This window comes from Candidatus Chlorohelix allophototropha, assembly GCF_030389965.1.
GTDB lineage: Bacteria > Chloroflexota > Chloroflexia > Chloroheliales > Chloroheliaceae > Chlorohelix > Chlorohelix allophototropha.
Genome location: NZ_CP128400.1, coordinates 84,664 through 99,209 on the forward strand (window position 1 = coordinate 84,664; position 14,546 = coordinate 99,209).

The following is a 14,546-nucleotide window of genomic DNA, read 5'->3' on the forward strand; positions in this document are numbered from 1 at the left end:
CTGTTCAAGCTTTTTACGGGATAAAAGGAGAAACTGATATGCAAGAACCGTCTAAAGTAGTAGATACTCAGCAGGTTATACATCAACCCTTTACTCAAGAAGATGCGGTTGAGCTTTACCGAACACTGGTAGAAATGCTAAATCAAAAAGCGCATTTAACCGAAATGCGCCAGAAAATCTTTAATCTGACAGCAGAACAAAAAACCCTTTTTAATATCGCGGTGTTAACCTATAACGTAAAGGCAGAGCAACTTAGGTCTGAAGGCTGGAGTATTCCGAACCTAGAGTTGTTGGATGAGAATAATTGGTAAGTGACAATCCACAACTATATACACTCTCTCTATTGATAAAGCCATACACCAGAAGGATATAAGTTATGCGAGAAAGACGCAAGGGGTATGTCAATAGTGCTGTGTAAATGGAATTGACTGCGAATTCAAATAGCCACCCTTTCCTTAAAACAGATCGAAAGTTGGTTCAAAATATTGGTCCAATTAGGCACCGGCATGGTCCAGTCCGCCGTGATGTTGCGGTAAGCCAGGTAAAGCAGCTTTTTGGCTGCTTCTTTAGTTAGAAAAGCTCCCTTCGTCTTGATCACCTTGCGCAACTGGCGGTGGTACCCCTCGACGCTGTTCGTTGTGTAGATTAAGCGCCGGATTTCAGGCGTATAGTCGAAATAAGTCGACAATTCGCTCCAACCGCTGACCCAACTGCGCACTGCCACCGCATACTTCTTGTCCCATTTCTCGCTGAGAGCCAAAAGATTAGCCTCAGCTTCTTCTCGGGTGGCTGCTTTGTAGACAAGTTTGAGGTCGGCCATAAACGGTTTTTGGTCCTTGCTGACCACATACCGCAAGCTGGCCCGGATCTGGTGAATGATGCAGCGCTGAACCTCGGTGTAGGGAAAGACAGCAGCAATCGCCTCGCTAAATCCGTCCACGCAGGCAATGAAAATCTCTCTTACTCCTCGGACCTTGACTTCTCCTAACACACTCAGCCAGAATTTGGCTCCTTCGCCGGTGCCTTCCCCAATCCAGTGACCTAAAATGTCGCGCCGTCCTTCCAGGTCTACTCCCAGGGCATTGTACACAGCCACATTTTCGACCTTACCTTCTCGCCGCAGCTTGATGAAAATGGCATCCAGGTAGATGATGGTATGGTAGCTGCCAAAGGCCGGTTCTGCCATTCTTCCACCAGAGGTCACACCTTGTCGGTGATGGTGCTAATGGTCGCTGCACTGACATCCATGCCCTACATCTCGACCAGGCTCTCCTGGATGTCACGAGTGGAAAGACCCCTGGCATAGCAGCCCAAAATCTTCTCTTCGAGCTCGTTGGTATTGTGAGCGTACTTTTTAAGAAGCTTCGGTTCGATCTCCCCGTTACGGTCTCTGGGCACGGCTATTTCGGTTTCACCGGCGCTGGAGCGGTTGATTTTGCCGTTGCGCGAGTTGCCACTGTTTCGACCTGCCGCTTCGTATTTGTCGTAGCCGAGGTGGTCAGTGAGTTCAGCTTCCAACAATTTTTCGAGGGTATGGCCGAAAACCCGGCAAAGGATGCCTTCTTTGCCGAAGAAATCGTCCATACTTTTGGCACTGCCCAACTGTTGTTGGATTAACTCCATGGGTGGTAAGGATGCCTGAATAATCTCCTGGGTCTGCTTCTTTTTTGAATTCGAGTTCTGGTTGCTGTCTGGTATAAATGGTTTTCTCCTTATTAGCTGGTTTTAATTGCTTTATTGTAGCAGCAGCTTTTTCCATTTACACACACTAATTTAAACCCTTCTAGCGAGCATTACTGACGCTTTGTGCCAAAGTTTCGCGCCCCCCACCACAGCAGAATAGCGGAAAGCAATGCCGACATGCCTACCATAAAACCTTGTGTACGGCGACTCTCTTGCTCCATTCGCTCTACAATTTGCTTTAGCTCTTTAGATTCGAACTGAACCTGTACCCGCCCCCTCTCCAATCTTTCAAGGGTGTTGCTCAGGTCGCGCGGCAAGGTCACAATTTGGGTCACAGTAGAGCGCACTTGTTCCAGAAATACAGGGTTAAAGATATATTCGAGGAAACCTGAGCTATCACTCGAAGCGCTATTCTCCGGTTCAGGTTTAACAGAGCCTGTATTGCTTTTGGAAGAGTCGTCCAGCACTGCCCGTTTCAGGAAAGGCTTTGCCTCCTCAATAAAATCCAGTTGGGGGCTAAGATTAGTACACAAACCAATTAGAGTTTCCAAAGCACGACTCAAGAAAGAAAAATCGGCTGGCAGGTAAATCGGCTGGCTATAAACTATATAGTTTACCTCTTCAAAAGCCTTGCGGAAGTTCATCTCCTTCAATTGTCCTAGATTAATCCCGATGAACTTATCCACCACAAAGCTAACCGCCACCCGCACTTTATCCTCATCTTCTGGTTTTTTGATGAAGCCGAGATCGTTTAGGGCGTTTACTATTCCATCCACATTCCGGTTTACTGCGGCGAAAACGAGTTTGCGTAGTCCGGCTTTCATTTTCGGCTCGATAACGCCGACCATGCCGAAATCAAGAAATACCAATTCAACACCGCTGCCGTTGTTGCGAACCAGCAAATTGCCGGGATGAGGGTCGGCATGGAAATGACCGTCAATCAATATCTGATTGAGATAAGCATTAGCCAGCACCCGCGCAGTCAGGTAACGGTCTATTCCGGCTGCCTCAAGCGCGGCGAAATTGGTAACTTTTATGCCGTCAATGAATTCGGTGGTCAATACCCGCTTGCTACTGCGCTCCCTGATAACTTCAGGCACATATACCCTTTTCAAATCTTTGAGATTTTGCTTGATAGCTTCGGCGTTATTGGCTTCTTCCACGTAATCCAATTCGCGCCGCAAAGTTACGTTAAATTCGCGGGCGATACCACGCAAGTCTGCGAGTTTACCCAAGTCAGTACGGCGTGATAAAAAATCAATCACCCGGTTCAGGGCTTCCAAATCGGCTTCAATAATGATTTCAATACGTGGGCGGCGTACCTTAACCGCCACATGCCGTCCATCCGGCAACCACGCCTCATGCACCTGCCCTAGCGAGGCGCTGGCAAGCGGTTTAGAATCAATTTTCTGGAAAAGCTCCGAAAGGGGCGCATCAAAGTCTTTCTCGATAATCGGCTGCAACTCGCCGAAATCAACCGAGGGCACAGCGTCCTGCAACTTGCTCAGTTCCTCAATCCATTCGTCCGGCAGCAGGTCAAAGCGCGCGCTCAGATACTGCCCTAGCTTTATCAGAACCCCGCCCAATTCAATAGCGGTTTCACGAAAGCGGATGGCACGGCGGCGATTGCGTGCAACTGTACGCTGCTCCACCCATTTTTTGCCCAGCACGGTACGCTGCGCTTTTTCCACCGTAATATCTAAAAGCAACCAGCGAAATAACCGGATAATCCGGTTGCGGCGTTGCTTCAAGCTGATAGGAGATTTATAGTTAAAATTTGCGCTCATATTACTTTTCTAGCTCTATAAAATTAGGGATTTGATAATCCCCTCGTTTTAACACCCGCCTATTATACTAATTTTTGTTCAAGCTTAGTGTGTAGGAAAATTAAAGATAAGTGGCGAATTGAGTCTTTTTATTTTAGGGATTCAAAAAACGAATCGTCCCAACCGCAATGGTCAGCAAGCGCGTATCGGGACCGGGCGCAAAATCAGAAGGGCGATTGGCTTTACCGCCTATTTTCAGAGTCAAAATATTCCGACCTGCTTGCAAATCCAGCGTTACCAGCACGTTTTGCGGCTCAAGTCTGATGCTACGGCTTCCGTTTGGCAACTTCACCCCGTTCAGATATAAGTCCAGCGAGTGTGCTTCGTGGAAACTCCATGCGGGGAACTCCAATTCTAGGCGGCGGGGCTGACCGCACCAGAACTCAATCTTTGCCTCGCTCTCCTTAGCCCAGCGATAGACCATGCCTTTGGGGTCATTCTCCGCCTCATTCCAACTACTTAGAAGCGGGTAGTAGAAGAAAACGTTTTCTGGTACTCCGGTTGGCACTTCAAATACTTGCAAGCCCTCTTTGGCGTAAACAGGTCCTTGCGGAAACAGACGATAAGCCAACGCCAGCAATTTATCAAGCTGACTGCGCGATTGCACCCGCTCTTCATGAATAATTACATAGCGGGCGTTGAAATAGCGCAGCGTATCGAGAGAAAGCGTCTGCGCTGGCAAAATATCGGGCTTCGGCGCGGTCTCAAAGTTGCGAAACTCGCGAAAGATTGGTACACCGTCCAATATAAAGTAAGCCGGATTGCGCGATACATAGCCCCCCAAGAGCGGTTTGCCGTGTTCCATCTGCGCCTCCATATAGGAGGTTTCGTATTGCGACACGGGCAAGTCGAGAATGGAATATTTAGCCGGGTCTTTTGCCAGTTCGCGATAAAACTGCGGCACATTGTATTCGGTCATCTGGTAGGGCGCAGGGAAAAGCTCAAACGCCAGCGTAAGGCAGAAAAAACCCGCCAAACTCGCCTGACCTAGTTTGCGCTTGTTCCAGCCAATCTCCAGCGCCAGCAATTTAGCCAGACCCCACGCCGCCAGCAAACCTAACGCTAGCAACGCGGACAAAGCGTAGCGCGAAGGCACGCGAGTCACATTCAGTATTGGCATATCAAAGATAAGCGAGGCTGGCAAAGGCGGACCGACTTCGACTCCGTTGATGTGCAGCCTGCGACCAAAACTGAGAAGCGCAAATAGTACCGCCACCAACAGCCAAAATTCCGCACCAACGTTAATAGTCAATTTATTATGTAAAGTTTTAGGTTGTAATTTATTTCTCAGGATCGGCGCTAGCACAATTGCTACCCCAAGCAAACTCAATAGATAGACGGTGTAGCCGGGAAAGACGATTTTCTCAATCAGTGTGGCTGTCCAAGGCTTCACCGCCACTTTCAGGGCATTGCCCCACAGCGGCTGAAAAGGGCTAGGATAGAGATAAGCTAGCAAATCCGCGCTATAAATATTCTCCTCGCGTTTAGGTACGGCGTTAGGGTTGCTGGCAATATCCTGTATTAGCGGAATAGTAAATGGCAAGGTCAAAAGTACAAAAGCCAGCGCGATTGCCCCCGCTCTGAGAAATAACGGCACGATGGCAGAAAAGGTGCGTCGCCACAAGAGTTTCCCCGTTAGATACAGCATCAGCAAGACGCTGAAAATTCCCAGATATAACACGAACTGCAAATCGAGGAAAGTATTAAAAATTAGAAATAGCACCGTCAGGGTGGCATTGCGTACCCATTTCTCTTGCTCGGTCAGGGTTTTGAGCAGGAACAGGATGTAAAAGGGGATGAACTCGGTGGAAATCAGGTTGAGGTGTCCGAGCAAATGGTCAAAGTTGAAGGTGCTAAAACCATACGCCACCCCTGCTACCAGTCCTGCTCGCCAGTCACCCCACAGCCACAACGCCAGCCGATACGCCCCGTATGCGCCAAGCGTGAACGATAGCAGCACTATGAAGTTATAAGCGGCAACCGCACCATGTGCTGCCCCACCTAACCAGTCGAAAAGGTATTGCACCGGCAAGCTCACAAAGCCATTCCAAGCGTTGAGCGCGTGCAAAACCAATCTTGGCTGAATCGGATAAAAGAGCAGGTCGGTCTGGAAAGGGTTTTGTCCGGTTTCAAGGGCGTGGCGCACCCACCACAGGTTCCAGACCATTTGCCACGAATCCTTGTTATCCTCGCCCGGTACGGCAACCATAAAGCGGACAATCAAAGGGAAGGTGAACAACAGCGCCATCAAGGCAAAACCGCCCAATATTATAAGCTCGCGCCTAAGCGTGGAAAGTTTAGCGGTAGTTGCCGTTTGCAGTTTCAACATCTCTAATTTGCCTTGAGGATGCTCACCGTCCCCACCTCAATTGAGTCGCTGCCATCCGTTAAGGTCAGGCGCGCACCGTTAGGTGGCTCATACATCCCCACCTCAATTCTATAGTTACCTTCTGCAAGATTGGCAGGCAACGGCAACGGGTAATCATCTCTGGTAATTTCGCCCGGTCGCCATAACGAGGTAGGGCGTGTCCCGCCTAGTGGTGGCAAATCCAGTTGGCTGGCAATCTTGCCGTTCTCATCCAGCAAATGTACAAAAACGGTGTAATTACGCGGAGGTTCGTTAATTGCTTGCCAGTACAGCGCAAGGTTCAAAGTGCCCCCGGCTTGTAACGAATCGGGGTAGTCCGCTCCGATAAGATGAATGTCGTTGCCGAGTTTAACATCAGTTGCGCGTTGAATCTGGTAATCCTGTAGGTTGCGCGATACCGTTTTCAACGTAGTTCGCAGGATAATAACCCGCGCTCCCGGCTTATCCGTCCCGTTTACCTCAAAATCCTGTTCGAGTTGCAAGCCCGCCGGACGCGGACCGTCAATCAGGGCGTTGTAGGCAGCTTTAATCGAATCTTTCCCGGTAGTGCGCGACTCCTTATGGTATGCCTCACTCAAAACCAGATAGTTAAAGCCATTGGCAGCATACCATTCCGGCGGATATTTCAATGCGCTTCCGCCTTCGAGACGGTAATTATTGCGCGGCAGCAACTCCACCGAGAAAGGCTCAATATAGAGTTTTGACCCGGCTGGTAGGTTCTTTTCAATGTACTCGGTGGCGCGGACACGGGCGGTTGGCTGTGCGTTCAAGTTGGCGTGTGTAGCAATATCGATAGCGGGGAATAAAATCACTACCAGACTCAACCCTGCCAGCACAAAACGGTTATAACGAGCAAACGTTCCCGGCAAATATTTTAGGGCTATTTCCACCAACCACACTAACGCAACCGCCGCGAAAATTGCCAGAAAAGGTATTACCGGCATCAGGTTGCGAGTGAAATTCACCTTGTAAGAGGATAATTGCAGGAAGGAAATCAGCGGGAAAGCTAACAGCGTTACATCCTGCTTGAGATGTCGCGCAAAAGCCAACGCGATTCCGCCTAGCCCTAACCACAGCACCAGCAAATTGTTCTGTCCAAGCGCCTGCAAGTAGAACAGCCAGTTATTTTCGCCTTCGTAGCCGGGATGCCCGCTGTTCTGGTAATGGTTGATGATTGCGGCAATATCGGTCAGGAAATTTGGCAGATGGAAAAAGATAAAAGGAGAGGAAATAAAGAACCCGGCAAAAGTCCCCACTCCTGCCAACGGCAAATTCCAGTTCATCCACTTACGAGGGGAACGACCCAACAAGTGCGCCAACACCAACGGCAAAATAATCAGGGCGTTATTATATTTCGTGCCAATTGCCAACCCGCACAGGATTCCGGCTGCCAGATATAGCCATTTTTTCTCGCTACCTTTAAGGATTGGCAGAATCAACAGGAAGGGTAGAACTGCGAAAAATGCGCTGGGTACATCGGTGGTAATGTAGCGCGAGTTAATCACATGCAGATAGAAAAATGCCAGAAACAGCCCACCCGTTAACCCCACTTTGCGGTTGTACCAGCGCGAACCCACCAGAAATACCAGCAGCGCCGTACCCGCACCCAAGATTGCAGTGAGTATGCGCCCCCACAGATAGAAATCGGGTTTGACGGTTAGTACATCCAGCCCACCCGTTCCGGTGTATTTATCCCCCGCCACACCCGCCAGAAAACGCACAGCAAAAACCCCGCTTTGCAGATAAGTGTACAGGCTTGGGTAAGTAAAAGCCTGTCGGTCATTGTCAGGCAGCGCAGGGTTACGGTAATCGAGTGGGTCAAAATTCCCGGTTTGGACGATATGTAGGGCGCGATCTGCCACCGCCCACTCGTCCACCTGCTCCAGATAGGGCAACCCAAAGTTTATACTCCACAAGCGCAATGCCAAAGCCGCCAATGTTAGCCCAATTACAGAAACAGCCGCACGTACTTTGACATTTTGCCATAGCAACAGGGGAGTTTTAAGCAGTTGTGCAATACCAAACGCCTCATACAACCGACCGCCCACCGTCACTACCAACGCCAACCCCATTACTCCAAACAGCAGTTTGCGTCCGCCCGGAATCCGGTCATATAATTCCCAGTTTTTACTTATATATAGAAAGAGTAAAGCCGCAAATGATAGCGCAATCCCTGCGTTCAAGATTTTCACGGGTAGAAGTTTGCGGGTAGGCTTTTTACCAGATTCCTTATCTTTATCGGGTTCATTTTTGATGGGCTTGGATTCCGTTTGCAAAACCAGCTTAACCTCGTAACATCATTAGTAATTCAAATAGGTAGCTCAAAATACTGAAATTGTACCGACACCGCCACATTATATAACAAACTTCCCGGCTTTCAGAAATTTTCCTGCAAGATACTTTATTGCATGTTGCGGTTATAAGCATATGAGCTTAAAATAAAAGGGAAAGCATAAAAGGAGAAATGCGCTGGCTCAACAAATTACCTTAGATGAACATACGCACGATCATAACCACCACCACCATCAACACAGTTTTAGCGGGGCAGCGTTTAAAATCGGCTTTGCCCTCACCGCAGGTTTTGTAGTAATTGAGTTGGTAGCCGGGTTAATGGCTAATAGCCTTGCGCTTATTTCCGATGCCGGACACAACCTGACCGATGCGCTAGCGTTGGCTTTTAGTTGGTGGGCACTTCGGATTGCGCGCCGTGCCCCAAACCACCGTAAAACCTACGGTTATCATCGCGCCGGAATACTGGCAGCTACTATCAACGCAGTTACGCTTATCTTGATTTCGATTTACATCTTTTACGAAGGCGTGCAGCGTTTTATGCAACCGCCGGAAGTGCAAGGCTGGACGGTGCTGAGCGTGGCGTGTATCGCGCTGATTATAAATCTCACGGTGGCATGGTTGTTGCACCACGATTCAAAAGATGACCTCAATACTCGTAGCGCATATTTGCATATCGTAGGTGATGCCGCCGCTTCGGTAGGAGTTATCATTGCCGGGCTGATTGAAATCGTAATAGGTTGGCGTTATGCCGACCCTCTTATCTCAATGCTTATCGGGCTTTTTATTCTCGTCTCAAGTTGGACTATTATCAAAGAGGCAACCAACATTCTGCTGGAAGGGATACCCGACGGATTGGATATGACCAGTCTGGTGCGAGACTTGATGAAGCAACCGAATGTGGAAGATGTGCATGATTTGCATGTATGGACGATTGGGCGCGATTATAAGGTGCTATCCTGCCACCTGATAGTACAATGCGAATGTTCGTTGCAAGATGCGAACCGAACGGTACATGACATCAACCATATGCTAGAAGAACAATACCATATTCACCATGCCACGCTGCAAATCGAAAGCGAATCTTGCGAATTGAACCAGATTTTTTGCGCTAATCCCAACGCCAGAAATTAGCGCAAACTCGAATACGATAAAGTTGAATTTGACTTAAGATGTCGGCTGATTATGTTTTTTTCATCCGGGTCATCATCCACAAACTAAAGGGAGTAAGTGGGCTATTACTGACTGCTGCCAGCAATTGATACTTAAAACCCACCGTCACTACTGTACGGTTGCCGCCCAACCTCTGTAAAGCTTCATCCACCACTTTTCCGGCATCCAGCCATAAGAAATTCGGAAGCTTCCTAAATGCTTTTAATTCCTCGCTATCATGTATGCCTGAGCGGGTAAAACCGGGACACAGCACTTCCGCTTTTACGCCAGTCCCCTCCAGTTCAACTCTTAAACCTCTGGTGAAATTAATCAGAAATAACTTGGTGGCAGAATAAACAATATTACCGGGGTAAGGGGCATAGGCGGCAACTGAAGCAACATTGATAACACCCCCTCGGCGGCGGGCTATCATACCCGGTAGGGCGGCGCGAGTAAGCCCAACGGTAGCCATAATATGGGTGTGTACCATCCCTTTCTGGCTGGAAGGTGTCATATCGGCAAAATTACCCATTGTGGCAAACCCGGCGTTGTTAATCAATAGTACTAAGTCGGATACTTCGGAAACACGTTTTTCAAGTTTTTCAAGTTCAACCGGAGAGGCAAGGTCTATGACCTGAACCTCAACTTTGATTTTATTATTAGTCTCTAGCTGATGGGCAAGCGCTTCGAGCTTTTGTTGCCGCCGCGCCACTAGAATTAAATCATAGCCATCCTTTGCCAACCGTCGCGCAAATTCTTCACCGATTCCGCTAGATGCGCCTGTTACCAGAGCGACTCCCTTACTGCCCATTTTTCACCGCCTTTCAACCCAAGCTATTTATAACTGAAATGCGGACTGCCTATTGTTTGTATTTGGGCACTTTCAAAATCACCTTTGAAAATGCCCTTTTAAATCTTATGCCGAATAGTGATAACCGACCTTTGCCGAGAGCGACAACAAAGCATATAGCGTTTCAAAATGAGGTACAGGCACATTATATTTGTGGGCGCGTTTCACCAATGCCCCTAGCAGTGCCTCAACCTCGGTGTGGTGGTCCTTCTCAAAATCGCGTTGTAGCGAGCTTTTGAAGGCAGTATCAAGTGGGAAGAGGGGGTGTTTGGCTCTCTCTACCATTTCAGGCGCAAAATGCACTCCTTCCGCATTGGCAACTGCGGCAGCTTCATCTACCAGCGCGGCATAAAGCTGTTTGGTAAGTTCAAAGCCGAAAACCTCACCACCATGCGCACGTGCCGTAGCAGTAAGGGCAGCGGTAGGCGCAAGCGCAAGAAATTTAGTCCAAAGTACCATATTGGGATCGTCACTGAGAGTAGCTTTGATATGCGCAGCGTTGAGCAATTCCACGAATTTTTCCATCCGGGTAGTACGCACCTCACTTAATTCGGCTACCTCGAAAGTGCTACTATCACGGGCAGGTCCATACTTTATCACCACACCCGGCTCGCCTAGCGTTGCCTCAACTCGCACTGCCCCGGCTACTACACTATCATTACCATACAAAATCGAGAGTTGGTGGGGTGCATCCAGACCGTTTTGAATGGTTATAATGGCGGTTTCGTGTCCCATCAAGGGCTGCAACATGTTACCCGCTTCGATAGTATCAAAAGCCTTTACCCCGAAAATAATATAATCAACCTCGCCAACTTCTTCCGGGTTATCGGTAGCAAACACTTTGAGTACATCAGTCTTAACTTCGCCTTGATTGATATAGCGCAGGGTTAGACCTTTCTCTCGAATTGCCGCCAGATGCGCCCCTCGGGCAATGAAACTTACCTTATGATTGTTCAAGGCAAGTAAACCACCTACATAACCGCCTACTGCGCCTGTACCAAAAATCGCAAACCTCATGATATGTCTCCCTCTTTGTCTGGTAGCTACTGACCTCTATTCAATTGTAAGCTTTGACAGGAATCGTTGCAAGAAATAAGCCACCAATTCCATATATCTAGTAATTCATACTGACTGGCACAAGCAAGGCATTTAGAATACAAATATCCTGTTTTTCTATTATACCCCCACATTATCCTTAAAATATAAACCTGCGAGTAAGGATTATTCCTCTATAGTAGCCGTTCCCAAGGTCAAGCCGCTGATTACATACCTACCAAGCAGATAAAAAAGCGCCAGCACGGGTAAAATAACTATCAGAGCAGTTGCCGCCAACGGTCCCCACGCAACCCCGCTTGCCCCGCGCATGGCGTATAACGCCATTGCCAGCGTTACATTGTGGGGTGTGCTAATAAACACCCAACCGAGCGCAAATTCAGACCACGCTAAGGTAAAGCTGATAAAGCCCGCCACCGCTACCGAAGGCAAAATGAGCGGTAAGGTTATGCTACGGAAAACTCTGGTTATCCCCCCACCTTCAAGCATCGCCGCTTCTTCAAGTTCGGGTGGCACAACCTGAATCGCGTTACGAACCGTCCAAATAGCGAATGGTACTGCAATTGCACTATAAACCAAAATCAATGAAAGAAGTGAATCCCTGATTTTCAGGTCATTCAGGAAAATAAAGAAAGGAGCGGTCAAGCCTGCCGGAGGCAAGGTAAGTAATACCAGCGTCATAAAAAGAGCCGGTTTACGTCCGGGAAAGCTATAGCGGGCAAAAGCATAACCCGCCGTAATGCCACATACCAACGATAGCAAGGCTGTACCACCTGCCACAATCAGGCTGTTTCCAAGCAACCCAAGCAGAGTAGTGCTGGTGGTAGGACTATTCCAAGCAAGCTGGAAATTTTCGGTACTCCACTGTACCGGCACTAATCCGCTATCTTTAGGTCTGCCGGTACCGCTACTAATACCGCTCAAAGTGCCGTCAAAAGCCAGACGCAACATCCACAGTACCGGTAACACCACAAAAAGTGAAGCAAACGCGAGCATTAGTTGGGTGCTAAGTTGTCTCCGCCATGTCATTTTCTCAAACATATTGGACTCCTTCCACCACATGGGTACGCCGATTAAATATCCAGATAAAACCGATTACAATTGTCATTATCAATATATTTATCATGGCGGCGACAGAATAGCCGTTGTTATAACGTATCACAGCCCACCCCGCTAGAGATAAAGTGGTAGTTCCGGTTTGATCGGTATTATTGAAGAGCATCAGCGGTATATGGAAAGCGTTGAATAACAACACGCCTCGCAACAGTACGCCGGAAAGGATTGTTGGACTGATGAGCGGCCAGATGATTAAACGCCACATATTCCAGCGTTGTGCGCCATCCACTCTTGCGGCATCCACCACCTCGCTAGACACCGCCCGCAAGGCTACGGTTGAAACCAGTAGCATAAAGGGGAAGGCAACCCACACTCCCACAATTACCATAACCCAGAATGACTTATTAAAGGATATTCCTTCGGCGGTAAATTCCAGAATTCCGGCAAAAGGAGAAAGCCGCCAACTTTCCAATTGATTTGCCAGCGGTTTAACGAAACCAGCAAGGTCTATCAAAGGTGTGGAAGCAGATAACCAGCTATTGGAGTTACGCGCCTCCGGAGGAATTGCCAGCAGATTATTAATCCCTCCGTTATAATCATCAAACAGAGTTGTCCATATTAACGCTCCCACAAATTCGGGTATTGCCCACGGCAGAATAAAAAGGGTGCGCCAGAACTGACGACCTAATACGCCCTTGCGCTGCAATAACGAAGCCAGCCACAAGCCGAAACCGCTTGCCAGCGTCATAGTCACAACCGTCCAAAGAATATTAAAACGCAGGACAGCAGCGAATTTGTCCCACATGAATATTCCAAAAAATGCGCCAGTCCCGGTATAAATCAACGGCTTGTTGAGCAAATAATCGGGCGGCATGCCCACCAACCCTCGCCCGAATCCAGCTACCAGCGCACCTGCCCCATCCCTGAGATTCTCAATCCTGAAAGTGGTAGTAGCCAGCGCGGTTTGCAAAAGCAGTGGATATGCCACAATTAAAGTGAGTAGCAAAAGTGAGGGCAAAAGCCAGACTAAGGCAGCCCTCCACGAACGGTTAGATTGTTTTGGAGTGGTGCGCCATGTGCGCCATCCTCGCCAAAGATTTACGCCCGTATCGGTTAACCAGCGCGAAGCCATCAACGAAACGGGAACAGTTAACGCCAATATATATTGAGGCCATTTGGTGGGCCAGAACAACAAAAAAATCAGGTTAGAAGCGAACCATAGTACAATCAAACGGTTCTGCCAGTTTGTTTTGAACATGCGCCAGACTGCCAGCAAACCAAAAACTGTAAATAGCCCATCCATGAGTAACGGAAAGGTTTCCGGGTGGTTTTGAGGTAGCCACGGAACGGCAACCAGCAGCCAAATTACCGGCTGTGTCCAGCCAAACCCTGAAGATTCTACATGAGAGCCGGTGGCGTAATTGGCATGGAAAGTCACTGCCGCTTGTAGTCGCCCTATTGGGTCGAGCCACAAAGCAGGGTCAGCGAGATAGAACACTGACAGCGCAAGCCCTATCCACAGTAATACCTTTCGCCATGATTTACGATCTCGCCATAGCATCCAGATGAGAATGGCGAATCCTGCTGCCGCATAAGGAAACTTGCTGGAAGTGCACAAACCAAAAAAGATGGCAGAAAGCCACCACCATTTATCGCCACTTCGTTTGGAGCGCAGCAAAAGTAACAAAGTGAGAGCAGCGAAAAGGCAAGGAATCGCTTCCAGCATAACCTGTGAAGTGTACTTTATATGCCACGAGTTTAAGCCAATCAAAATCCCTGCCAACGGGTTATAAAGCGCTACTACCCCGGCAGTCAATGCGCCAATAGTAGCGCCAAAAGTACGTAGCGGTTTAATCTTCTGAGCAATACCGGGAGCATCTGGTAACTTATCGCCAACCGGTATCTTAACCAGCTCATTGTAACTATCAGAGCCTTGCGTAAAATAAAGTACCGCACCGTATAGGAGCTTGATCATTGGCGGGTGTTCATAGTTAAACCGCTCGTTGACGATACCAGCGATATCTCCGGCAGCAATATAGCGAGCATACAACTGCCCACCGTATAAGTAATCATCTTCATCGTAATCAGGCGGTAGATAATCTGCGGCTCGTAACCTAACTAGCAACGACACTATAAAGATTGCAGTTGCCAAGCCAACTTTCAGTCCCAAATATAGCCTAGCACGCGAGGTTGCAACCAATCCTAACGAGGATTTAACCTTCTCAGGGGTTAATATAGTCGCCATCTTATTGCTCCTGATATTCGGCTT

General features: G+C 48.5%; 9 protein-coding genes and 1 pseudogene. 2 read left to right on the top strand and 8 right to left on the bottom strand.

Annotated features, from left to right (window positions below; all coding sequences use genetic code 11):
• Nucleotides 1–38 precede the first annotated feature (38 nt).
• Nucleotides 39–311: a hypothetical protein gene (locus OZ401_RS13220; RefSeq protein WP_341470944.1), complete on the top strand. Its 273-nt coding sequence runs from the start codon at nucleotides 39–41 to the stop codon at nucleotides 309–311.
• Nucleotides 312–436: 125 nt separating this feature from the next.
• Here OZ401_RS13220 and OZ401_RS13225 read toward each other — a convergent pair.
• The 4 genes and pseudogenes from OZ401_RS13225 to OZ401_RS13240 form a co-directional block, all read right to left on the bottom strand.
• A pseudogene (locus OZ401_RS13225) lies at nucleotides 437–1,623 on the bottom strand (IS256 family transposase).
• Between the two features lie 170 nt (nucleotides 1,624–1,793).
• Nucleotides 1,794–3,470, bottom strand: a complete 1,677-nt coding sequence (locus OZ401_RS13230; protein WP_341470945.1) for an ABC1 kinase family protein — start codon at nucleotides 3,468–3,470, stop codon at nucleotides 1,794–1,796.
• 133 nt (nucleotides 3,471–3,603) lie between these two features.
• On the bottom strand, nucleotides 3,604–5,838 hold the full coding sequence (locus OZ401_RS13235; RefSeq protein ID WP_341470946.1) for a hypothetical protein: 2,235 nt from the start codon (nucleotides 5,836–5,838) through the stop codon (nucleotides 3,604–3,606).
• Between the two features lie 2 nt (nucleotides 5,839–5,840).
• Nucleotides 5,841–8,153, bottom strand: a complete 2,313-nt coding sequence (locus OZ401_RS13240) for a phospholipid carrier-dependent glycosyltransferase (protein WP_341470947.1) — start codon at nucleotides 8,151–8,153, stop codon at nucleotides 5,841–5,843.
• Nucleotides 8,154–8,433: 280 nt separating this feature from the next.
• On the opposite strand from OZ401_RS13240, the gene OZ401_RS13245 reads away from it, so the two are divergent.
• Complete coding sequence (locus tag OZ401_RS13245) at nucleotides 8,434–9,300, top strand: cation diffusion facilitator family transporter (protein WP_341471853.1); 867 nt, start codon at nucleotides 8,434–8,436, stop codon at nucleotides 9,298–9,300.
• A gap of 49 nt (nucleotides 9,301–9,349) precedes the next feature.
• On the opposite strand, the gene OZ401_RS13250 is transcribed toward OZ401_RS13245, so the two are convergent.
• The 4 genes from OZ401_RS13250 to OZ401_RS13265 form a co-directional block, all read right to left on the bottom strand.
• Nucleotides 9,350–10,129 (bottom strand): SDR family NAD(P)-dependent oxidoreductase, encoded by a 780-nt coding sequence (locus OZ401_RS13250; RefSeq protein WP_341470948.1) that lies wholly within the window; start codon nucleotides 10,127–10,129, stop codon nucleotides 9,350–9,352.
• Nucleotides 10,130–10,234: 105 nt separating this feature from the next.
• Nucleotides 10,235–11,185, bottom strand: a complete 951-nt coding sequence (locus OZ401_RS13255) for a ketopantoate reductase family protein (RefSeq protein WP_341470949.1) — start codon at nucleotides 11,183–11,185, stop codon at nucleotides 10,235–10,237.
• Between the two features lie 204 nt (nucleotides 11,186–11,389).
• Entirely contained in the window at nucleotides 11,390–12,262 is an 873-nt protein-coding gene (locus tag OZ401_RS13260; protein ID WP_341470950.1) for a carbohydrate ABC transporter permease, read from the bottom strand.
• Entirely contained in the window at nucleotides 12,255–14,522 is a 2,268-nt protein-coding gene (locus OZ401_RS13265; RefSeq protein WP_341470951.1) for a carbohydrate ABC transporter permease, read from the bottom strand. Before OZ401_RS13265 ends, OZ401_RS13260 begins: the two co-directional genes overlap by 8 nt.
• Between the last annotated feature and the right edge of the window lie 24 nt (nucleotides 14,523–14,546).

Bases quoted from the DNA above. Each gene is read 5' to 3' on its own strand.
- OZ401_RS13220 (WP_341470944.1), top strand. From the start codon at position 39: ATGCAAGAACCGTCTAAAGTAGTAGATACTCAGCAGGTTATACATCAA.
- OZ401_RS13230 (WP_341470945.1), bottom strand. From the start codon at position 3,470: ATGAGCGCAAATTTTAACTATAAATCTCCTATCAGCTTGAAGCAACGC.
- OZ401_RS13235 (WP_341470946.1), bottom strand. From the start codon at position 5,838: ATGTTGAAACTGCAAACGGCAACTACCGCTAAACTTTCCACGCTTAGG.
- OZ401_RS13250 (WP_341470948.1), bottom strand. From the start codon at position 10,129: ATGGGCAGTAAGGGAGTCGCTCTGGTAACAGGCGCATCTAGCGGAATC.
- OZ401_RS13255 (WP_341470949.1), bottom strand. From the start codon at position 11,185: ATGAGGTTTGCGATTTTTGGTACAGGCGCAGTAGGCGGTTATGTAGGT.
- OZ401_RS13260 (WP_341470950.1), bottom strand. From the start codon at position 12,262: ATGTTTGAGAAAATGACATGGCGGAGACAACTTAGCACCCAACTAATG.
- OZ401_RS13265 (WP_341470951.1), bottom strand. From the start codon at position 14,522: ATGGCGACTATATTAACCCCTGAGAAGGTTAAATCCTCGTTAGGATTG.